Annotated in this window: 22 protein-coding genes; 11 read left to right on the plus strand and 11 right to left on the minus strand. The window is 32.3% G+C overall.

What is annotated here, in order from left to right; genetic code table 11:
* Window positions 1-31: 31 nt before the first annotated feature.
* Window positions 32-1024, plus strand: a complete 993-nt coding sequence (locus ACE94K_RS14760) for a YceI family protein (RefSeq protein ID WP_378173789.1) — start codon at window positions 32-34, stop codon at window positions 1022-1024.
* A gap of 129 nt (window positions 1025-1153) precedes the next feature.
* Window positions 1154-2704 (plus strand): DEAD/DEAH box helicase, encoded by a 1551-nt coding sequence (locus ACE94K_RS14765; RefSeq protein WP_378173792.1) that lies wholly within the window; start codon window positions 1154-1156, stop codon window positions 2702-2704.
* Between the two features lie 15 nt (window positions 2705-2719).
* Here the strand turns inward: ACE94K_RS14765 and rlmF are convergent, their stop codons facing one another.
* The gene (rlmF, locus tag ACE94K_RS14770; RefSeq protein WP_378173795.1) at window positions 2720-3595 is read right to left on the minus strand and encodes a 23S rRNA (adenine(1618)-N(6))-methyltransferase RlmF; all 876 of its coding nucleotides are present in this window, start codon (window positions 3593-3595) and stop codon (window positions 2720-2722) included.
* Between the two features lie 714 nt (window positions 3596-4309).
* Between rlmF and ACE94K_RS14775 the strand changes: the two genes are divergently transcribed.
* From ACE94K_RS14775 to ACE94K_RS14785, 3 genes are all read left to right on the plus strand, one after another.
* Window positions 4310-4924: a matrixin family metalloprotease gene (locus ACE94K_RS14775; protein WP_378173798.1), complete on the plus strand. Its 615-nt coding sequence runs from the start codon at window positions 4310-4312 to the stop codon at window positions 4922-4924.
* Between the two features lie 518 nt (window positions 4925-5442).
* The gene (locus tag ACE94K_RS14780; protein ID WP_378173801.1) at window positions 5443-5931 is read left to right on the plus strand and encodes a hypothetical protein; all 489 of its coding nucleotides are present in this window, start codon (window positions 5443-5445) and stop codon (window positions 5929-5931) included.
* Window positions 5932-5972: 41 nt separating this feature from the next.
* Window positions 5973-7025 carry a hypothetical protein gene (locus ACE94K_RS14785; RefSeq protein WP_378173804.1) on the plus strand — a complete coding sequence of 351 codons (1053 nt, stop codon included), beginning with the start codon at window positions 5973-5975 and terminating at the stop codon, window positions 7023-7025.
* 102 nt (window positions 7026-7127) lie between these two features.
* Here the strand turns inward: ACE94K_RS14785 and ACE94K_RS14790 are convergent, their stop codons facing one another.
* The 4 genes from ACE94K_RS14790 to ACE94K_RS14805 all read right to left on the minus strand — a co-directional run bounded on the left by ACE94K_RS14790 (window position 7128) and on the right by ACE94K_RS14805 (window position 10136).
* Window positions 7128-7505 carry a DUF779 domain-containing protein gene (locus ACE94K_RS14790; protein ID WP_378173807.1) on the minus strand — a complete coding sequence of 126 codons (378 nt, stop codon included), beginning with the start codon at window positions 7503-7505 and terminating at the stop codon, window positions 7128-7130.
* Window positions 7506-7519: 14 nt separating this feature from the next.
* Window positions 7520-9043, minus strand: a complete 1524-nt coding sequence (locus ACE94K_RS14795; RefSeq protein ID WP_378173809.1) for an aldehyde dehydrogenase family protein — start codon at window positions 9041-9043, stop codon at window positions 7520-7522.
* 279 nt (window positions 9044-9322) lie between these two features.
* A complete protein-coding gene (locus ACE94K_RS14800; protein ID WP_378173811.1) occupies window positions 9323-9742 on the minus strand; it encodes a DUF2147 domain-containing protein in 420 nt (139 codons plus the stop codon).
* A gap of 187 nt (window positions 9743-9929) precedes the next feature.
* Window positions 9930-10136, minus strand: coding sequence for a hypothetical protein (locus ACE94K_RS14805; protein WP_378173814.1), 207 nt, complete (start codon window positions 10134-10136; stop codon window positions 9930-9932).
* A 114-nt stretch (window positions 10137-10250) separates the two neighbouring features.
* On the opposite strand from ACE94K_RS14805, the gene ACE94K_RS14810 reads away from it, so the two are divergent.
* Window positions 10251-10598 (plus strand): hypothetical protein, encoded by a 348-nt coding sequence (locus ACE94K_RS14810; RefSeq protein ID WP_378173816.1) that lies wholly within the window; start codon window positions 10251-10253, stop codon window positions 10596-10598.
* Between the two features lie 78 nt (window positions 10599-10676).
* Here ACE94K_RS14810 and ACE94K_RS14815 read toward each other — a convergent pair whose 3' ends face one another.
* The 5 genes from ACE94K_RS14815 to ACE94K_RS14835 all read right to left on the minus strand — a co-directional run bounded on the left by ACE94K_RS14815 (window position 10677) and on the right by ACE94K_RS14835 (window position 15003).
* The gene (locus ACE94K_RS14815) at window positions 10677-11792 is read right to left on the minus strand and encodes an Ig-like domain-containing protein (protein ID WP_378173819.1); all 1116 of its coding nucleotides are present in this window, start codon (window positions 11790-11792) and stop codon (window positions 10677-10679) included.
* On the minus strand, window positions 11780-12889 hold the full coding sequence (locus ACE94K_RS14820; RefSeq protein ID WP_378173822.1) for a hypothetical protein: 1110 nt from the start codon (window positions 12887-12889) through the stop codon (window positions 11780-11782). The genes ACE94K_RS14815 and ACE94K_RS14820 overlap by 13 nt, the downstream gene beginning before the upstream one ends.
* A 202-nt stretch (window positions 12890-13091) precedes the next feature.
* Entirely contained in the window at window positions 13092-13418 is a 327-nt protein-coding gene (locus ACE94K_RS14825) for a hypothetical protein (RefSeq protein WP_378173824.1), read from the minus strand.
* Between the two features lie 105 nt (window positions 13419-13523).
* Window positions 13524-14192 carry a LytR/AlgR family response regulator transcription factor gene (locus ACE94K_RS14830; protein WP_378173827.1) on the minus strand — a complete coding sequence of 223 codons (669 nt, stop codon included), beginning with the start codon at window positions 14190-14192 and terminating at the stop codon, window positions 13524-13526.
* Window positions 14185-15003 (minus strand): sensor histidine kinase, encoded by an 819-nt coding sequence (locus ACE94K_RS14835; protein WP_378173830.1) that lies wholly within the window; start codon window positions 15001-15003, stop codon window positions 14185-14187. Before ACE94K_RS14835 ends, ACE94K_RS14830 begins: the two co-directional genes overlap by 8 nt.
* Window positions 15004-15394: 391 nt before the next feature.
* Between ACE94K_RS14835 and ACE94K_RS14840 the strand changes: the two genes are divergently transcribed.
* The 5 genes from ACE94K_RS14840 (at window position 15395) to ACE94K_RS14860 (ending at window position 18805) form a co-directional block, all read left to right on the plus strand.
* Window positions 15395-15703, plus strand: coding sequence for an EF-hand domain-containing protein (locus ACE94K_RS14840; RefSeq protein ID WP_378173832.1), 309 nt, complete (start codon window positions 15395-15397; stop codon window positions 15701-15703).
* A gap of 85 nt (window positions 15704-15788) precedes the next feature.
* Window positions 15789-16556: a YHYH protein gene (locus tag ACE94K_RS14845; RefSeq protein WP_378173834.1), complete on the plus strand. Its 768-nt coding sequence runs from the start codon at window positions 15789-15791 to the stop codon at window positions 16554-16556.
* Window positions 16556-17248 (plus strand): toxin-antitoxin system YwqK family antitoxin, encoded by a 693-nt coding sequence (locus tag ACE94K_RS14850; RefSeq protein WP_378173836.1) that lies wholly within the window; start codon window positions 16556-16558, stop codon window positions 17246-17248. Before ACE94K_RS14845 ends, ACE94K_RS14850 begins: the two co-directional genes overlap by 1 nt.
* Window positions 17238-17885 (plus strand): SCO family protein, encoded by a 648-nt coding sequence (locus ACE94K_RS14855; protein ID WP_378173838.1) that lies wholly within the window; start codon window positions 17238-17240, stop codon window positions 17883-17885. The genes ACE94K_RS14850 and ACE94K_RS14855 overlap by 11 nt, the downstream gene beginning before the upstream one ends.
* Window positions 17886-17917: 32 nt before the next feature.
* Window positions 17918-18805, plus strand: coding sequence for a YHYH protein (locus tag ACE94K_RS14860; protein ID WP_378173840.1), 888 nt, complete (start codon window positions 17918-17920; stop codon window positions 18803-18805).
* 498 nt (window positions 18806-19303) lie between these two features.
* Here ACE94K_RS14860 and ACE94K_RS14865 read toward each other — a convergent pair whose 3' ends face one another.
* Entirely contained in the window at window positions 19304-20866 is a 1563-nt protein-coding gene (locus ACE94K_RS14865; protein WP_378173843.1) for a M28 family peptidase, read from the minus strand.
* Window positions 20867-20887: the final 21 nt, after the last annotated feature.

The following is a 20887-nucleotide window of genomic DNA, read 5'->3' on the forward strand; positions in this document are numbered from 1 at the left end:
GATATATGTAAAATAAAAAATAAGAAAATTGATGAAATTTAATGTAAAAAATCGTTTAAGAATGAATTCTGATAGTAATAATTATATACTTGCAATTATATATGTAATTACTGTGATTTTGGGTTGCTCAGAAAAAACAGACTACATAACCACTGCATCAGGTCTTCAATATAAAGTGATAAAAGAAGGTTCTGGCCCTGTAGTTACATCAGGACAAGAAGTTCTCATACACGAAACCACAAAATACCCTAATGATTCCTTGGTATATACTTCTAGGAATAGAGAAAATCCATTAAAGATTCTGGTTGGCGGAAATCAGGTAATAAAAGGTGTTGACGAAGGATTACAAGGAATGAAAATAGGAGAGATCAGAAAACTCATCGTTCCACCTTCATTAAGTAAAAGAACAGGGAATGTAACATTTCCTCATCCGGACTCTACTTTGTTATATGATATAGAATTAATTGATATTGTAAAAAAAGAAAAATCTTCTGTTCCTTTAGGTAGTAAAGTTCTGAAAATAGACAAAGAAAACAGTACGCTTAGATGGGAAGGCTTTAATAAACTTCATACAAACGGACACTATGGAATTGTTGAATTTGATAATGGTCAATTCTATGAAAAAAATAGCAAGATTGTCGGAGGAAATTTCGTAATTGATATGAACTCTATAAGAAATACTGATGGTGAGTACAGTGAGTCATTAGTTGATCATTTAAAAAATGCTGACTTTTTTGAAACTGAAAAATATCCTTTTGCCGAACTTTCTATAACAGATATAAAATACACAGCTAATTCTGGTGTAAATCTTACTGCTGATTTGACGATTAAAAAAATAAAACAACCTATTACGTTTGATGCCTTTATTAAAAAGCTTGAAGGAAAGATCATTTTTGAATCAAAATTTATAATCGATAGAACCCGGTGGAACATGTTTTATCAATCAGGAAGCTTTTTTGGTAACGTTAGTGATAATTTAATCTCTGACGAGATACATTTTGAGGTTAAGATAACTACCCAATGATCGCTTGCAAATAAGAATAAATGAATACCAAAATGTGTGCTTTCAAAAAGTAATTGACATTTTTTATGATAAAAATTCTGCAAAAAAGCATAAAAGGAAGTAGTTTTGCAGCCCTAGAAATCAGAAAATATGTCGGATATTACCACAGAATCACAAGAAACAAAAACAGGAAAAGATTTATATAGCTATCAAAAAGGAGCAATCAACAAGATTTTTAAAAGTTTTGAAGATGCTAGAGAAGACTATCATCTTTTGTATCAATTACCAACCGGCGGTGGTAAAACCGTTATATTCTCTGAAATTGTACGACAATATCTAAAACATCACAACAAAAAAGTGTTGGTGATGACACATCGGATAGAATTATGTAAGCAAACATCTAATATGCTCACTGGGTTTGGAGTTGACAATAAGGTAGTGAGTAGCAAAGCAAACTTAGATGATCAAAGTGAGTATAGCTGCTTTGTTGCTATGGTGGAAACCTTAAATAATAGATTAAATGAAGATAAGTTAGATATATCTGATATAGGATTAGTGATTATTGATGAGGCACATTATAATTCCTTCACAAAGTTATTCAAGTTTTTCGAAAAATCATTCATTTTAGGAGTTACGGCGACACCTTTGAGTTCTAACTCAAAATTGCCAATGAAAGATAATTATGATGAATTGATTGTTGGTGAGTCTATTGGGTCACTTATTGAGAACGAGTTCTTAGCACGTGCAGAAGTATATGCCTACAATATGGGGTTAACTTCTCTAGAGGTAGGGTCTAATGGTGATTATACCGTAAAATCTTCAGAAGACTTATATACTAATAGTAATATGCTAAGTCAGTTGGTGCAAGCCTATGAACAGCATTCTAAAGGTAAGAAAACGTTGATATTCAATAATGGAATTAATACATCTTTGCATGTGTATGACACGTTTAGGTCTGCAGGATATCCGGTAGCACATTTGGACAATACAGCCACAAAAAAACAAAGAAAACAGATTCTTAGATGGTTTAAAGAAACTCCGAATGCAATTTTAACCTCCGTGAGTATTTTAACTACTGGGTTTGACGAACCTACGGTAGATACCGTAATCTTAAATAGAGCAACAAAATCATTGACTTTGTATTATCAAATGATTGGTCGTGGTTCACGTATTCTTAAAAATAAATCAAAGTTTAATGTCATAGATCTAGGAAATAATTATCATCGTTTTGGACCTTGGGGAGCGGATTTGGACTGGCAGAAAATATTTAATTCGCCAGACTATTATATGGATAAGCTTCTAAGTGATGAGGAGATTGAAGGAAAGTTCAAACATGAAATGCCAGAAGAACTCAGAGCAGAATTTGCCAATTCTGAAGAAGTATATTTTGATATAAAAGAAACCTATAAAGATTCGGTAAGGAAAGGTGAGTCTTCTAAAGTGGTTTTAGAAAGATCTATAGAACAACACGCTAAAATTTGTATAGAAAATAGCGAAGACGTTTATGATGCTATCGCCTTAGCAAAAATGTTAGGAGACGATATAGATCATAGGATACAGAGCTATGCAAAATGTATCAGTCGAAGTACGCATAATTTTTTATCTTGGCTAAAAGACGACTACCGTAAAAAATTAAATGCATATTTAAGAGAAAATTTTGATGCCAAATTCGAAGAAATTCACGGAAGGCCTCCAGAATAAAAGGATCAATTTATTTTAATTTTTTCTAAAATTCCAGGCGACAAAACGACTTTGTTTTTTTCCCTGAGACATTTCTATAGTTACGTGATTGGCCTTTACCTTATTTAATAGTTTATAAATTTTTGGTAGGTTTTCCTTTTTTGAAATCAAACAAGTAAACCAGCCTACTTGAGTTTTGTAGTCTACACTTTGTTTGATCATACGTTTAATAAATAACGCTTCTCCACCGTTACACCACAATTCATTTGCTTGACCTCCGAAATTTAAAACTACCTTACTTGTTTTAGATTTTTTGGAGGAAAGATTATTTAATTTTTGAAGACTACTTTTTTTCGCCTCATCTTCTGAAGCGTGAAAAGGAGGGTTGCACATAGTAAAATGATAATACTCATCAGGATAAATAACTCCATTGAAGATATTAGCATTATCTTTTTGATGTCTTATCTCAATGTTGCTTCTTAATTCTGGGGTCAGATCCACATTAGCTTTGGCTGTTGAAACTGCTACCTTGCTGACATCTGCGCCCACCATTTTCCAATGATATATTTGTGATCCCAAAATGGTATAAATACAATTAGCGCCTACACCAATATCTAAACCAAGAATTCCAGTTTTTTTTTCATTAGCTTCCAATAGATCAGCGATGTGATGGATATAGTCGGCCCTTCCGGGAATTGGCGGGCAAAGATAACCTTCAGGAATGTTCCAATCATTCAGTCTATAGTGATTTTTTAATATAGCCTTATTCAATGCAAGCACCGCCCGATTATCAGAAAAATCAATACTCTTTCTTCCATTTGGGCTAAAGATTAGATATTGGGATAATACTTCATGAGCTTTACATAAACCAATAAAATCGTAAGAAGTATTGTGAATATTCCTAGGATGCATATCAAGTAGTAAGAAGTTATTCAAATATAATGATCAAATCTGTTTGTAGGATGATATAATGGTGAATTCTATATTCTTTTTTCACCTGAAATATTTTAAACCGAATTAAAATCTCTCGGATAAATGAGAATGTTTAAATAGAATATATACTACTATCCAAAAAAAAAAGTAAAAATTTTGTGTTTTTTCGATGAAATGCAATTTTATGACGTTTAATTGTATTGTTAAAATTGTTAAACTTAGTTTTTTGTGTGTTAAAATTTGAAATTTTCACTAAAATATTATTGTTTAATTAAACAGTATCAACATTACGGTTAAGCCGTAATTATAAATTTTAACTTTTAAATGTTAAAATTAGTAAACTCCCTGTTACTAAGGGTTTTTATACATTCAGAGAACAATTTCCTTATTTTTTTTATTAACATTTAAAATATGTTAAATTATTATTTAACAGTTTGTTAATGTCTTTTTGTCCGTCCTTATGAAGGGAAAAACCCCCTTGTATACCACCTTTTTTATTTTCTATATTTGAATCGATCGATCATCACAAATCACACAAAGTTATTTTAATTATTAACGCTGTATCATACATAAGACGTGATTTAGCGGTTTTAAGGCTTATTTAAAAAACAGGGATATTTCTCTTAAAAACTATGTATTTAAAAATAAGTAGGATTAAGCTTACTTATAAGTCAACATTAAAACAACAAAGCCATGAGATTTTTAAAAATATTATTTGTGTTATCGATTTTTGTTTCTTGTACAGCAGAAGATGATTATGTGCCATATCAGATTGAACAGGTTTTTTCTGATGAATTAGAAAAAACTATTAGCATAGATATTGTTTATGTGCAGCCATCTAATAGAAACTCTCAAAGTTCATACAATTTGGATGCTACACATTTTATTAATAATCTTAATGGTAGTTTTTTTAATAGATATGGTATCGGTTTGGTAAAAGGAGAAGAAAGAACTTTAATTAATGATGAATTATACGATTTACGTGATAACCGAGGGGAGGAATCAAGTACATTCTTACGACAAACACAGGATTCTTTTCACGAAGGAAGAGTAACAATATATATAATCAAAAGATCTAATACAGTGGCGATTGCCGGAATAGGAAGAAATCAAAGGGCTTTAATAACAGATGAATTTTTATATACTTCTACGGCTCCGCACGAAATTGGTCACGCTTTAGGTTTGTTTCATTATCCAGAAGAAGGTAACATTATGAGCGAAGTAAGACCGCATCTTAGGAAAGAATTTACCAGTGCTCAAATAGATAAATTAAAAGATGCTATTGAAAAAATTGAAACTAAAATATAATTTTAGATTAATGTTGATATCCCAAAATTTTTACCCCATTTTATTTGAACTAATCCCTGTAAGTGTTGATGATTAAAGTAATTACTTTTCTCAAGGTCGATACTACCAAATTTTGCCAAACAGATTTTAGTAGAATACATAAAATCTGTTTGGTTATTTTTGAAAATTACTATGAAATTTATAAGAATTATAATCTGTGTTAATTGGTAATCTTGCCATAATTAATTTTCGAAAAATACCCTTTATAGGGTATTTTTTTTATTCGCTTTTAAATATAATTTTGATTCACAGAATAAACTAGTTCAAATTTAACTATTTGTAAATTAATAAATTAACGGTTATTTATTAATTTATGGAATATTTTAAAGAAGCTTTCTGTAAATTATCATTTTCCCCAACGCCAGACTAATCTTCAATACGTTAACATGATCAAAATTGGTGTTAGCGGTAATTAAATTATAATCAATCAGGAATGGTTTGATGTATAAAAAATCAATGTAATATAACAATGCTGTAATATGAAAAATCAACAACCAAAAACCTTATTGATAGAACTTTTGCTAGCATCAATTAAAGGTGTAAAAGAAAAAAGTAACAAGAAAGAACTATTATTAAATATGTTAAGTGATACAAAATCTGATCCTTCTAAATTAGAAAAAATATTGCAAAATCAAGATGTAACAGATGAGTGGATTAAAGACATGATTGATGATGGTATTCTTGATAAGCTACATTTAGAAAAAACAGATAATACTGTCATTTATCGAATATCAAATTCAGAACAGCTTTCTGAAGAAAAAAAGAGAGAAGTTCTTAGAGATCTTATTACCAGAATTCGATTGGATCCTAAAGATTGGAAGGATCTCAGAACCCGGGTGGATAATGATTGGGAGCGTATTGAAAGAATTCGATTAGATAAAGATTGGGATAAAGTAGAACGAATTCGTTTGGATGCAGATTGGGAAAATAAATTAGATATAAGATTAGATCCAGATTGGGAAGAGTAATTTATTATTAGGACACATATCAACTTTAAACACGCAAAATAATGGGAGAGCTACAAGAGAAACTTAGGGGTATATTATATAAAATTGAGGAACAAGAAGAGATAAAGAGAAATAAAATACAAGTAGAGTTTTTAAAAGAGATTGCTAATGATGATTTTGATAAAGATAAATTTTTAAAACTACTGAAAAATACATTGCTTATAGATCAATTAGAACTAGGTGAGAAAGATATCGAAAATTTACAGTTTGTGATCAAAGAATTAGAAACTAATGGAGCTAATGAAAATAAAAATTCACAACCGATTGACCCCAAAAAAAATATACGGTATTACAGAACAGAATATGAAAATTATAGGATTGAAATATTTCTGAAAAAACCAAAAGGATATACCATGCCAACAGAAATATATGAATTTATCAGTGCTGTAGAAGATATACAAACGGTCATTAAGGAAAACTGTAAATCTAATGAAGAAGCCGATAAGTATTTATCTACACTTTACGGAATTGCAGAGGTAGGGGGAACATCCACTTATAATTCATTTGCAAAGAAACAGCTAGATACTTTTGAGGCTAATTTTGTAGCGTCAAAATGGTGGTCCTTAAAGCTTCCGTTTATCAAAGAGTTGGGGGTAACGATGTTTGCAGCTGTATTAATGTGCCTTGTACTTGTGTTATTGTTGAAAATTGGAATTTTGCAGGATGAATTTTACGAAAAAATGAATATTGATGAAGGGTATCTTACCAATTGGTTTTTTGTTTTAATTGGCTCGTTGCTGGGAACTTGGGTTTCGTTTTCATTATTTAAAAGGAATAAAACCATTGAGGAAATAAAATCACTACGAGATAATATTCCGCACCCGTTATATCGTTTGGCAATCGTAGCTTTAGTGTCTTCTATTTTTTATTTATTTTTTATCACGGGATTTTTTAATGTTGAAATTGGTAGTGGAGATTTATTATCTACAAAAAATATAGGCACTAAAAACTTTGAAAATCTTGCCTTGTTAGTTGGCGTTTTTATTGGTTTTAGTGAGAATTCTGTAGGTCAAAGTTTGCGAAAAAGAATAGAGTCCTTTACGTCTAAGCTGTAAACGTGACACAAGATTATTTTCTAAGGAATATATAATTGATATACAAAAACAGGCTGATTTTCAGCCTGTTTGATACTAATTTAACGATTAATACAGGTGCAGTTACAACATCTCGCCAATGTGAATTGGACTTAATTCATTGACTTCGTCATCTTTGAATATCCGTGATTTTATGATAAACCGAAGTCCTAAAGGAATTTCTAAAGAAAAACTTGATCCACGACCTTCAGTTACGTCAACTGTTAATTGGGTATGTTTCCAATATTCAAATTGATCTGAAGACATGTAGAAATGACAGTTGTGAATGGTACCTAGCCAAATATCTGTTTCATTAATCATCAATTCTCCTTTTGGAAAACACATAGGTGAGGATCCATCGCAGCATCCTCCGCTTTGATGAAACATCAATTCCCCATGTTCTTTTACAAGGGTGTCAATAACAGCTGTAGCAGCCTCTGTTATTTTAACGCGCGGAGTCATTATAAATGTTCGTTTTAGAAGAATCCAAGGGGTTTTTTATCGTATGAAATAAGCATATTTTTAGTCTGACGATAGTGGTTAAGCATCATCTTATGATTCTCTCTTCCGATACCAGACTTTTTATAACCTCCGAAGGGTGCGTGAGCTGGATAAGTGTGATAGCAATTAACCCATACGCGTCCTGCTTGCACGGATCTTGATATTTGATAGGCTTGGTGCATATCACGAGTCCAAACTCCGGCACCTAAACCGTACAAAGTGTCATTTGCTATTTCTATGGCTTCTGCTTCATCCTTAAAAGTGGTCACACAAGCAACAGGGCCGAATATTTCTTCTTGAAATACACGCATTTTATTGTTTCCCAGTAATAACGTTGGTTCAATGTAATATCCATTTTCTAGACCTTCAACATACGCTGCTTTACCTCCTGATAGTACTTCACATCCTTCGTCTTTGCCAATATCTATATAGTTAAGTATCTTTTCGTACTGATCGCTAGACGCTTGTGCCCCCATCATAGTTTCAGGATCTAATGGATGCCCAAGTTCTATAGCTTCTGTGCGTTCAATTACCCTTTTAATAAATTGATCATAGATACTTTCTTGAATGAGTATTCTGGATGGGCAGGTGCATACTTCACCTTGGTTAAGCGCGAACAATACTGCGCCTTCAATGCATTTGTCAAAGAAGGTATCATCTGCATCCATAATGCTTTCAAAAAATATATTTGGTGATTTACCGCCCAGTTCCAATGTTACTGGTGTTATATTTTTGGAGGCATATTGCATAATTAGCTGACCTGTAGTGGTTTCTCCTGTGAATGCTACTTTTTTTATTCTTGTACTGGATGCTAATGGTTTTCCGGCCTCAATACCAAAACCATTTACCACATTAAGAACTCCATCAGGTAAAATACCTTCAATTAGTTCCATTAATATCATGATCCCAACAGGCGTCTGTTCTGCAGGTTTTAAAACGATACAATTTCCTGCTGCTAAAGCCGGAGCTATTTTCCAAGTGGCCATTAAAATTGGGAAATTCCACGGAATGATCTGACCAACAACACCTAATGGCTCTAAGATATTTATGGATACTGTATTAGCATCTAATTCGCTTGCAGATCCTTCCTCTGCACGGATTACTCCGGCAAAGTATCTAAAATGATCAATTGCTAATGGCAGATCGGCTGCTAATGTTTCTCGAAGTGCTTTTCCGTTATCCCAAGTTTCTGCTCTGGCTAAAGCTTCTAGATTTTTCTCCATTACATCAGCAATTTTTAGCAAGCAATTACTTCGCTCGGTGGCAGAAGAGGTATTCCATTCTGGAGCAGCTTTCCAGGCTGCATCGATAGCAAGTTCAATATCCTCAGCTGTTGATCGAGCTATTTTGGTGAAACTGGTTCCGTCTACAGGAGAAATGTTGTCAAAGTATTGACCTTTAACAGGAGCAGTCCATTTTCCACCAATATAGTTCTCATATTGGTCTTTGAAGTCGGGTCTTCTTACCTTACCTTTGGGGGTTGGTCTTACGATACTCATAATAATTTTAGAATTAAAAAGTTAAAACGGTTGTTAGAATTAGAATTCTAGTGTTTTGCCAAACAAAAAGATGTAATTAATTGACAATAAAGGACATATCTTTAAATATACTATATTTTAAAGAATTTATAGGGCTGAATTTTGTTAATATTACTATTAACTTTTCTAAAGAATTTGTTATCGAATAGTGTAAAATAACAGACATCTTTATCAATGTAAGTACGTAGATGCTGCTAGAAAAACAGGGTAGAAAAAGGATGGGTAAAACAAGAGTGATTTTTAGTCTTTTACTCTGATTGCTTCAAAAGTTTTAAATAAAATTCCTTTGTAGGCTCTAATATAGCATAGATCCGTATTATCCGAGTCGATCCAGACTTTGACAGCATATGTTTTTCCGCTATCAGCATTATAAATAGTGCCACCAGCCAATTCGCCACCTTCGAAACTCAAATTGTTTAAGATATTTATTCCTACTAATTGACGTTGCCTGAGCTTGAAATCCGGATTATTATTATCCAAGCCATTTAAGTTAGAAATGGGCTTTTCTGCACGTTTGTTTATTTTTCCAAAAAATTGATTTTTATATTCGTAGATCTCGATTACGGACCCACCTTCAATTTGCCACTTTCCTTTATAGGTTTCCGGAGTTATTGTAGTTACATAAAGCTTACAAAATAGTAAGATAAAAATATATCTCATTAATAGAAGGTTGTTGAGTTTCTTTGGTAATATAAGTATAAAAACCGGTTTTTTAACATTTATTTACCAATTACAACAAAGTACTTCTTCTCATTCCATAAGATATCAAAAATAATTTAGAAGATTATTCTCTTCAAAAAGCATTGAATGGAAAATCGAAAACAATAAAGAATAGGATTGTATTTTATTATTTAGTGCCATCTATGATGTCCTTTATATCAACTTCCATATAATCCGCGATCTTCTGTATTCTTTCAAAGTCTTTAGCAAGATTTTTACGCTTTACTACATAATCTCCCGCTTGAGGGCTTACTCCTAATGTTTTAGAAATCCCGTATACCGTTTTAGCTCCTTTACTTTTTTTAAGGAGTTTCTTTAAGTTTTTATTTACCATAATTCAAACATACATGTAATTTTTTAATATTCAAATAAAATTTTATTAAAAAAATATTTGTATAATCAAATTATATATGTATATTCGTGAAAACTAATCCAAAAATCATCACTTATGAAACTCTTGCTTTTTACTGCTTTATTCTGTGTGTCCTTGGGATATGCAAACACAACTCCGAAAAACGAAAAGGAAAAAATCAAAAAAGAGAAGAAAAACACTAACGAAGAAAATTCTCTAGTCGTTCGAAATTTTCATTCAGTAAAAAAATGGAAAATGACTATAGAGTATAATAGTGGAGAGGTGATTTCTAAGACTATTACTCTTAATGAAAATTCATCAATAAGCCCTATGGAAAGTGCTTTTATGGAAGCAGAAAAATATATGAAAACCTTGAAAAATGTAAAAAGCTATAATGTATCTCCTGTTTCAGGTAATTCATTTGTGTTGCTTGCAGGAAAATAAAAATCCTAAATGAGTCTCAAAACTACTATTGAGATAATTCCTACTTATACTAAAAAAAGGCAGTGCACGCTGCCTTTTTCATTTTATATTAAAATCTAATTTATGTCTTTTGGGAGTGAATTTTGGATTCAGATCATTATTCATATTCTGATCAAATAATCTATTCAGCGTATTACCGGCAAGATCTTCAATTACCTCAGAGAATACAATCTGATAGTTGTCATTTTTCCAGGGTTTTAAAGGGGTAAACGATAATACAGTTTCTTTATCATCAATATTCCAGCTACCTTCAATCTCCATTTGATTGCTATCAAACACTATAATATTTCTAATACAGCTACCATAATCAAGAGATTCATCAGTATGGATAATTAGTTTGGAAACCGAATTTACATTTGGAACATTTATTTTCCAGTCCTTAATCGATGGCTTTGTTCTATCTTCGCTTGTTACTTGAAATTTGTGTTTATAACCTATGTTCATTGAAACGCCATTCATATCTTTTATTTCTTTTGAGACCATAAAGCGATAGGTTTCTTTTTCCTTAAAAACAGGACCTAACTGTTGATTAGGGATAAGACCTCGTTTTTGTCGCCCGGGCTCCATCCATACTGTTAGAAGGGTGCCATTTTCTGAAATGAGAACATTTTCTAAAGTTAGAATTGCTCTAGACAGTGTATCACCCTTCTCGGTCAGTATTGAGATGTGGCTATAACTATTTACCTTATTTATTGGTTTTGAAAACTTTACATACCATTTTAAAATATTAGAAGGTACTAAAGAATCTGAAGGATATATATTTGTTACAGTAAGAGGCTCATATCCTGCAGGGATTGGTAATGAAAAATATTCAATATCACCGTTAAAAAGAACTGTGTATTTTTGATTCCAACCAAATGGTATTAATGGAATAAACCGAATTTCCTTTTCACCTTGAATGGTTTTTCCCAGGATCGGAGTCGAAACTGATAGGTTGTTTTCTGAAATTTCACCTTTAAATACAGTAAGATTACTTTTTGTTGCTTTATTATTCTTTATTACTATTTCGTCCTCACTAAAAGAAAAGTTTGATGAAGATTGAGCATAAGAGTTGTATATGATACATAGAAGTGCTAATAGAGTATAGACGTGATGCTTCATGCCTTTATGAATGCCACTGAAATCTATAGGAAAACATTTCTCTATTGTACCCACCAATTATTTCCCGTTTTTAAAGCTAGATTTCCATTAGATTCTCGTTGTACAATTAGAAAACCGTCTTGGCCGTATCTATCCAGTTGTTGTACATTTACAAAGGGTAAATTCACATAATCTACTCCAACAGCGGCTCCTTTTTTGACAACTGGTGTAGTTAAGGATCCTTGATAAGTCTCAAGATCTTTGAAATCCATTTTCATAAGTGGTCTATTATTATTTGCAATTAATAGATAGCGGTTTCCGTCACTACTAATCTCAATCATATCTACCGGAGAGTTTCCACTTCCTAATTCTGCAACAGTTCTTCCCTTATGATGTTTACCCGGTTTAATTTCGTTAATAGGGAAAAGCACCAAAGGAGTACAGGTATATCCAGCAACGATGTGTGAATTTCCGTTAATATTGGTTTCAATAAAAGTTTTAATCGGTGCGTGAGTTTCATATTTACCGTGTGCGGCGTGGTAAATTTCTAACGAACTGTATGCTTGTTTGTCATTAAAAGGAAATTGAATAGATCTAAAAGTAGAGGCAAATTCCTGATTGCTTAGCCCGGATAATAAAACATTACCATTTGCATAAGTAAGGTCAGCTATCGCCCATTTTCGTAGTTTTCTTCCGCGTTTGTCTTCTGCTTCTTCACCTATTGGATTTTGTAAGGATGTTTTGCTGTAGGATACATTATCTAGCGGAACTTGTTTCAACATATTATCTTCTACTCGTAGCAATATCGGTACTCCAGAACTATGGTGTATAGAAAGGTAAATATTGTTATTTTCGGGGTTAACTGCCATATCAGTAATTTGTATCTGATCAATAGTAGTACCCATCATATCTGCAATTAACTTATCTATTTGGTCCATTTTGATTTTGGTAGTTTCAAGCTTTGGATGTTCGCTTAAATCTATAGCTACTACTTGAGCGGCATCGCTATCTCCTATAAAAAGAATGCCTTCTGGACCAAAACTCATTTGATGAATAGAAGTGATTTCAGGATTACCTGTTTTAAAGTTTATTTTTAAAGAAGAATTAGCTTGCGCATTATGAATCAAAACAGATAAGACCAGTGAGGTGATGAGTGTAACGAAAGTTTTCATGAGAAGTGATTTACGAATTGTCTATGATTTTAAAAGTACTAAAAATGGAGCAGGAGCAGAGTTAAATAAATCCCAATACTGTTTGATTTTTGATCTATCCAGAATTAAATTCTTGTTCCAGAAAAAGTATAACATCAAGTAAATAAAAAATCGGAAAGTAAAACAGCTTTCCGATTTAAAATCTTAGACTATGATGTCGCCATTAACTCAATTCTCCTTCACCAACAGGTTCACTAGCTGTTGATATTCTGGAATTGTTAAATCCGTTGTCATTATTAAAATACACATAAATCGGACTTTCGTTTCGTAGCATATCAATTAAATGTTGAAGTTGATTATGATGATAATAAAAACTATAATAAGAACCGGATTGGGTAGCTTCCGGAAGGATCGCGTCAGGATCCTCACGAAACCAAACAGAACAGGTTTGTCCGCCCGAGCCTCTTAATATTAAATTGGTTTTTCCGGTATTCCTAGATGACCAATTATAGTAGGTATACGTCTGAACTTGAAAAGATGATTGTGCCATAATTGAAATAATTTTAGTTTGTGGCAAATCTATCTGTTTTGTAAATAGGGTTCAAGGGTTAAATAACGGATATACAAAAGGGTTAAATCCCTTATTTTTTTGTTTTTAAAACAACTGATTTTTAACTCGTTCATAATAACTTGAACTTACGGGGATTTTAATCTCGGATATAAAAAGATCCTTTCCTTTTAAAGCGGTGATTTTATTCTTATTTACGATGAAGGATCTATGTACTCTCATAAATGTGGTAGTTGGCAATATTTCCTCCAGTAATTTTAGAGTCTGATAACTCATTATTTTTCTTTCGTTAGTATAATACATAACATATTCACTGTTACTTTCTAGGTAAAGAATATTATTGTATTTAATTTTATACAGATCATATCCGGATTTGATGGTAATGGAGTCTTCTGCTGCTGACGATGTTTCTTTTTTAACCTTATTTACCGCAACTAAAAACCGGTCAAAAGTGATAGGTTTCAATAAATAATCTAATGCATTTAACTCAAACCCTTCCAGCGCGTATTCAGAATAGGCGGTTGTAAAAATTACTTGTGTTGATGAAGGAATCATTTTTACAAAATCAGTACCTTTTAATTCTGGCATCTGAATGTCCAAAAATATTACATCTATCGCTTCATTTTGAATAATTTCAATCGTATCCAGAGGACTCTCTAAAGAATTTACTATTTGGATAAAATTTAATCTGTCTATATATGTTTTAAGAAGTGTTCTTGCTAGTTCTTCGTCATCTATGATCAAACATTTAAGCATAATCTATCAAATTTATGTTCAGTTCTACTTTAAAAACATCGTTATACTCATTAATAAGTAACTGATGTTTATTAGGGTATAAGATATTTAATCTTTTTCCAACATTTTCGATTCCAATTCCTCCTAGTTTATCCTTATGTATTTTTTCTTTCGGAATGCTGTTTTCCAGAGTTAACGTAACATTACCGGACATAGTAACGATTTTTATTCTGATAAAGGAATTATTTGGTTTTTCAATATTACTGTGCTTAAACGCATTTTCGATAAAGGGTATAAATAACATTGGTGCAATGGATACTGATTGATCAATACTATTAAAATCGGTGGTTATATTATAAGGATTACTGCTTTTTAACGAAAATAATTTTATATAGTTCTCAATATAGGTAATTTCTTTTTTTATAGGCACAAAGTTACGCTCACACTCGTAAAGTACATAACGTAACATATCGGATAAATAACTAATACTTTCTTGTGTTTTATCAGAATCTATTACTGAAAGTGCATAAATATTATTGAGTGAATTAAATAAAAAATGAGGATTGATCTGCGACTTAAGTAATTTGAGTTCAGTCTGAAGGTTCTCATTTTTACTCCGGATAGTTTCTTCTTCTTTTTTCTGTGCAAATAGGAAAGTCTCTAGAAATGTAGCGATAACATAAGATATGGTTAAAAACAATAATGTAATCAAAAAATTGGATGGGGGCCTTCTGCGCAAAGGTCTTAATTCTCCAATCGCAGACATTCTTGAAGGTGCAAATAAGTTGGATACAATCAATGTACAGATAACAATACCTAATATTGATATCACTAAAAAAAGCAGATACTTTTTCTTAAATAAAAATTTCTCTGCCAAATAAAATATGAGACTGGCGATAAGAAAAACCTGAAAGCAAAACAATACCAGATTTTCAACAAAGACTCTATGATTATAAACCCTGCCGAATGATAAAACTATCCAAACTGCCAGCCACAAAAGTATTTGGAAAAGGAACCTTTTTGATGTAGTCATATTGCAAATTAAGTAAAAATAACGTCAGTGATTTTGCAAAACCTGGTATAGATTCTTTTTATAAATACTATCTGTTGAATATAAATTACCATTCACTGAAAAGATAGTGCTATTGGTTGAAAACAGGGCTTTGCTCTACTACTTTTACTTAATTTAATAGTCTATATAATAACTAATAATACATATAGATATGAATTTAAAAAGAAACAAAGTGAATGTTGGACTCATAGTAGGAGTGATGCTTCTTATGATGTCTTGCACATCAAATGCGCAATCTAATAACAAAAGGGGAAAAGATCATAAACCTCCAACTGTAGAAGAAATATTTAAAATGATGGATGCTGACGAAGACGGAAAGCTTACGGAAGAAGAAGTAAAAGGACCTTTGAGAAGAGATTTCTCTAAAATCGATACTAATGAAGATGGATTTATTACCAAAGAAGAGTTGGAGAAAGCACCAAAGCCAGATAGAAAAGGCCTTCCAAGGAGAGAACAGTAGATGTTCTATAATAATAAGATTATAAATAAGTTAACTCCAAAAAATTCAAAAAGAAACACAAAATAGAATTTTAAACCGCTTTAATATGAAAAATTTAATATATCCACTCTTAGTCATACTATTCTTCATTACATCCTGTAATAATGATGATAGCAATTCTGATAATGTAACAGATGAAGGAATTAAAACCCCATTATCTGCGTTCGATGAATTCAATACAGATGCAGTTACGATATCATTTAATGGAGATGAAATTACCATTGAATCAAATGGTTTGCCTAACCATACATCGCCTTATTGGGAAGAAACGCATCCATTATACATTGAGCCTGTCGTTGCAGTGGCACAAACTCCAGGGCGAATAGGTGGAAACCGGAGCTATACTGTAACCGTTCCTGCTGCACCAGCATTAGCTGTTACAGGAACTACAACAGGTTTGGGAGCTATTGGAATTGCAGTAACTGGTGTTCCTATTTTTAATGATTTAGAAGGCCCTAATAGACCTTTAGAAGAAGAAATTGTTGAAACTTTTGATTATGCTGGAGCTCATAATGGTCCTTCTGGTTATCATTATCACATTGAGGCTTATGATGTGCCTGAAAACACAGTACTTTCATTTGATGATGAAAAATTAGTTGGTATTATGGCTGATGGATTTTTATTGTACGGTAGAAGAGAAGCTGATGGATCTCATCCTTCTGACTTAGATGCTTCAGGTGGGCATTCTGGAACAACATTACACAGTAATGGAGTTGAAGTTTATCATTATCACATTATTAACGAATACTATTTCGGAACTATAGTAGCTCTTTTTGCTGGACAATTGCAAGGAACACCAAATGCTATATTATAATGCGAAATTTTTTTAATACTAAAGAAAATAGTTTGGCTTTTTATGAAAAGTTAGACTATTTGCAATCGACTAAAATTGTGCTATTTGTAGTATTAGGTATTTTAAATATTAGTTGTAATCAAAAAAATAATACAAAAGTAGTATTAAACGAAAATCAAAGTAATATCAAAATACGGATTCCAAATTTTAATGTTGATAAAGAGCAAATAAAATACGATAATAAAACTTCTACTTTTTCAAGAAACGAGGTGCCATTTTCAGGATATATGGTCTCTTTTTATCAAGATAGCGTACTCAAAGAAAAAATAGGAATACTTAATGGGAAAAAACAAAACAAATCTACTTATTGGTTTCGCAATGGTAAAATGAAACAAGTAGCAACATATCATAATGGGAAGCTTCACGGAGAAAAAAAACTGTGGTCTAATGATTCGATATATACATTAACAGCACATTTAAATTATCACTTTGGTAAAGCCCACGGAGAACAAAAACAATGGTATAAAACTGGAGAACTTTACAAAAAGTTGAATTTAAGTATGGGTAAAGAAGAAGGTATTCAACAAGCCTTTAGAAAGAATGGCGATTTATATGCCAATTATGAAGCAAAAAACGGAAGAATTTTTGGGATGAAAAAAACTTCATTATGCTATGGATTGAAAGATCAAAATCTAAAAAAATATGAAAAGTAACAGCATTATATTACTCTTACTATGCTTTGTAAGTTGCAAACAAACAGAGTCTAATAATAGTCGAGTTGAAACATTACCCTATTATAACGAAACTACCTTCACACCTCGGTGGATTTCAGCAGACGCCGATGCTTTAACCACTTTTCATAAAATTGGGACATTTAGTCTCATCAATCAAGATGGAAAAAAAATTACCGAAAAAACATTTGAAAACAAAATATATGTAGCAGATTTCTTTTTCACGTCTTGTCCAGGTATTTGCCCGAAAATGACTGCTAATATGAAAATTTTGCAAGAGGAATTCCTAAAAGATGACGACATTATTTTACTGTCCCACTCTGTAACACCTGAAAAAGATTCGGTTTCTGTATTGAAAGAATATGCAAAAAACAAAGGTGTTCTTTCTAATAAATGGCATTTAGTGACAGGAACTCAACAAGAAATTTACAAACTTGGGCGAAAGGAATATTTTGTTGAAGAAGATTTAGGAACAAATAAAGATCTTGATGAATTTTTACATACGGAAAATTTTGTGCTTATCGATAAAAATCGTCATATCAGAGGTATTTATAACGGTTTAAACAAAGCGGCAATCAGTCAACTGATAGCAGATATAAAAACACTAAAAAAAGAGTAGAATGACTCTTTAAAATATGAACTCAAGCTATAATGAAATTAAAAATCGTAACAACCGTTATATTGGGTGCAATGGTATTATGTTCTTGTGGAAAATTGGTTACTAGTGAAAATCAAGATAAAGCTAAGAAATCTAATACAATTGAAACTATAAATAGAGACGAAAGATCACCCAGAGAACCCAGAATGGAAAGACCCGAAGGAGGTAGAAGGAAATATGAACCTGTAGAAACCGCTCAAGGTAAGCTAACACCATTGACTGCGTTTGATGAGTTTAATCCTAATTCAGTTACCGTTTCATTTGATGGTAGTGAAATCACTATTGAATCTACTGGTCTTCCTAATCATACCACACCCTATTGGCAAGAAACAGATTCTTTATACATTAAACCCGTAGTCGCTGTTGCGCAAACACCAGGACGTATAGGTAGTCATCGCGACCGTAGTTTTATGCTTACTGTATCTTCTGCACCAGGCTTGGCAGTTAAAAGTACAACTACTGGCTTAGGACCAATCGGTATATCCGTAACAGGAGCGCCTATTTTTAATGATTCTGAGGGTCCTAACAGACCTTTAGAAGAAAAAATTGCCGAGACTTTTGATTATGCAGGAGGCCACGTTGGCCCATCAGGTTACCATTACCACTCAGAATCTATGGGCGTACCAGAAAATACTATTCTTTCTCACGATGATGAAAAATTAGTTGGAATTATGGCAGATGGATTTCTAATTTATGGAAGAAAAGAACCTGATGGAAGTTACCCAAATGACTTAGACAAGTCTGGTGGACATTTTGGAGTAACACCGCACAGCAATGGAGAAACAAATTATCATTATCACATTATCAATGAATATTATTTTGGAAATCTAATTGTGCTTTTTGGTGGAGAATTTATGGGTTCACCAAACAATATAATGTAACACGGCCATATGTCTAAGCTTCAGAAAGAATTTAAGGAGGATACTACAATCTTGTTATTATCTCATTCTGTTACTCCAGAATATGATCCTGTTCTTGTATTATAAAGATATGCCAAAGAAAAAGAGATTATATCAAATAAATTGCACTTGGTGACTGGTGACACAAAGGAAGTTTATGATTTAGGAAGGGATCATTATTTTGTAGAGGAAGATCTGGGCGTTGAAGAGAGTGAAGATGATTTCCTGAATACAGAGAATTTTTTATGAATTAATAAAAATAAACATAACCGCGGAATATATGATGGACTAAATAGGGCTTCCATTGATCAACTAATTATTGATTTCAAAACATTAAAATGAGAAAGAAATATTTAAGAGTTTATTACCCCAAGACTGTAAAACATGAGAGCTTAGTTTCTTATGGATTTATAGAGATGGATTTGTATTAAAAACCCCTGAAATCAAATTCAGGGGTTTCGTTTAATTTAAATTAGAAGATTATTCCTTAGTAGCTTTATCTGCTATAATTCGTTTTTCTCTATTTGCTAGTTCCCAAGCAGTATAAAAAACAAGTCTAGCTCTATTTTCCAATAAATCATATTCAATTTTATCAGGAGTATCACTTGGTTGATGATAATCATCGTGAGTTCCGTTAAAATAAAAGATTACTGGAATATTATTTTTTGCAAAATTGTAATGATCCGATCTGTAATAGAAACGATTGGGATCATTTTCATCATTATACGTATAATCTAATTCAATATTTGTGTATTTTGTATTTACTTGTTCAGAAATATTGTGTAATTCAGTGCTTAATTTATCGCTACCAATTAGGTATACATAATTTCTGTTTTCACTTTTTCGTTTTGGATCAGTACGACCAATCATATCTATATTCAAATTGGTAATGGTATTTTCTAATGGGAAAATGGGATCCATGTCTGTATAGTAACGAGACCCTAATAGCCCTTTTTCCTCACCTGTTACATTTAGAAATAGAATAGAACGTTTAGGACCATTACCATCCTTTACAGCTTTTGCAAAAGCCTCAGCAATTTCTACTACAGCAACGGTACCAGATCCATCATCGTCAGCTCCATTATATATTTCTCCGTTTTTTACTCCTTCGTGATCCAAATGTGCTGAAATTACAATAACTTCCTCAGGCTTCTCGGATCCTTTAATAAAAGCAGCAACATTTTCTGAAGTAATTTTTTCAGAAATATTTTTATAATCTATTATCATTTTAGTCTTTATAGCAGTACTCTTATCATTAGCCTCTATATCGCTTAAAAGAGCTTTCGCTAATTCTGTATTAATAAGAAAAAAATAAGCCCCTTCTTTATTTTCAGAGAGAGACATTCTATCAGATCCATTACCAAATTGTGCTACCGCCATTTGATACACCTCAGGAAAATAGAATAATATGGCTTTAGCGCCTTTTTCTTTTGCAACATTACTTTTGGCAGCAAACTGTTGTCGCATATTTGACCATTTAGAGGCCTCTGATGTTCCAGTAACCACAAAGGTTCCATCTGCATTTTTAGGTTCGCCCGATTTGATTAGAACAAATTTATCTTTAACATCAATATCGGCATAACTAGAAAACTTTTTGTCTTCAATACCATAACCAGCATAAACAATCTCATCCAAAGAAAGAATGTCTGTTATACCGCTACCTAGAGATAAGAAATCATCTTTATAAGTAAAAGATTTATCATTTACACTAAGTTTAACTTCTGGAGTGCCAACTACTTCTAGCGGTACTTCCTGAAAGTAATTTCCATCATCTTTTGCCGCAGGAATACCATATTTAACATAGTGATCTTTTAAAAAATTAATAGCTAATTTTTGTCCAGGTTCACCGGTTTCTCTACCTTGAAATTCATCAGATGCGTAGGTGTATAAAGCGGTTTTCAGATCTTCTGCAGTTATCGTATTTGCATAGGTAACGGGATTTTTTTCAACTTTGGGTTTTGCTGATTGCGTAGTTGCATTTTTTGTAGTTCCACAAGCAGCAATGAATGCCGTTATGACTAAAACAGAAATTACTTTTTTCATAAAAGATATGTGAGTATTGTT

This window comes from Aquimarina besae, from assembly GCF_042434905.1.
Taxonomy (GTDB): Bacteria; Bacteroidota; Bacteroidia; order Flavobacteriales; family Flavobacteriaceae; genus Aquimarina.

What these genes read in the sequence shown, in the direction of transcription:
- ACE94K_RS14760 (WP_378173789.1), top strand. Translation starts at nt 32, where the DNA reads ATGAAATTTAATGTAAAAAATCGTTTAAGAATGAATTCTGATAGTAAT.
- ACE94K_RS14765 (WP_378173792.1), top strand. Translation starts at nt 1,154, where the DNA reads ATGTCGGATATTACCACAGAATCACAAGAAACAAAAACAGGAAAAGAT.
- rlmF (WP_378173795.1), bottom strand. Translation starts at nt 3,595, where the DNA reads ATGCATCCTAGGAATATTCACAATACTTCTTACGATTTTATTGGTTTA.
- ACE94K_RS14775 (WP_378173798.1), top strand. Translation starts at nt 4,310, where the DNA reads ATGAGATTTTTAAAAATATTATTTGTGTTATCGATTTTTGTTTCTTGT.
- ACE94K_RS14780 (WP_378173801.1), top strand. Translation starts at nt 5,443, where the DNA reads ATGAAAAATCAACAACCAAAAACCTTATTGATAGAACTTTTGCTAGCA.
- ACE94K_RS14785 (WP_378173804.1), top strand. Translation starts at nt 5,973, where the DNA reads ATGGGAGAGCTACAAGAGAAACTTAGGGGTATATTATATAAAATTGAG.
- ACE94K_RS14790 (WP_378173807.1), bottom strand. Translation starts at nt 7,505, where the DNA reads ATGACTCCGCGCGTTAAAATAACAGAGGCTGCTACAGCTGTTATTGAC.
- ACE94K_RS14795 (WP_378173809.1), bottom strand. Translation starts at nt 9,043, where the DNA reads ATGAGTATCGTAAGACCAACCCCCAAAGGTAAGGTAAGAAGACCCGAC.
- ACE94K_RS14800 (WP_378173811.1), bottom strand. Translation starts at nt 9,742, where the DNA reads ATGAGATATATTTTTATCTTACTATTTTGTAAGCTTTATGTAACTACA.
- ACE94K_RS14805 (WP_378173814.1), bottom strand. Translation starts at nt 10,136, where the DNA reads ATGGTAAATAAAAACTTAAAGAAACTCCTTAAAAAAAGTAAAGGAGCT.
- ACE94K_RS14810 (WP_378173816.1), top strand. Translation starts at nt 10,251, where the DNA reads ATGAAACTCTTGCTTTTTACTGCTTTATTCTGTGTGTCCTTGGGATAT.
- ACE94K_RS14820 (WP_378173822.1), bottom strand. Translation starts at nt 12,889, where the DNA reads ATGAAAACTTTCGTTACACTCATCACCTCACTGGTCTTATCTGTTTTG.
- ACE94K_RS14825 (WP_378173824.1), bottom strand. Translation starts at nt 13,418, where the DNA reads ATGGCACAATCATCTTTTCAAGTTCAGACGTATACCTACTATAATTGG.
- ACE94K_RS14830 (WP_378173827.1), bottom strand. Translation starts at nt 14,192, where the DNA reads ATGCTTAAATGTTTGATCATAGATGACGAAGAACTAGCAAGAACACTT.
- ACE94K_RS14840 (WP_378173832.1), top strand. Translation starts at nt 15,395, where the DNA reads ATGAATTTAAAAAGAAACAAAGTGAATGTTGGACTCATAGTAGGAGTG.
- ACE94K_RS14845 (WP_378173834.1), top strand. Translation starts at nt 15,789, where the DNA reads ATGAAAAATTTAATATATCCACTCTTAGTCATACTATTCTTCATTACA.
- ACE94K_RS14850 (WP_378173836.1), top strand. Translation starts at nt 16,556, where the DNA reads ATGCGAAATTTTTTTAATACTAAAGAAAATAGTTTGGCTTTTTATGAA.
- ACE94K_RS14855 (WP_378173838.1), top strand. Translation starts at nt 17,238, where the DNA reads ATGAAAAGTAACAGCATTATATTACTCTTACTATGCTTTGTAAGTTGC.
- ACE94K_RS14860 (WP_378173840.1), top strand. Translation starts at nt 17,918, where the DNA reads ATGAAATTAAAAATCGTAACAACCGTTATATTGGGTGCAATGGTATTA.
- ACE94K_RS14865 (WP_378173843.1), bottom strand. Translation starts at nt 20,866, where the DNA reads ATGAAAAAAGTAATTTCTGTTTTAGTCATAACGGCATTCATTGCTGCT.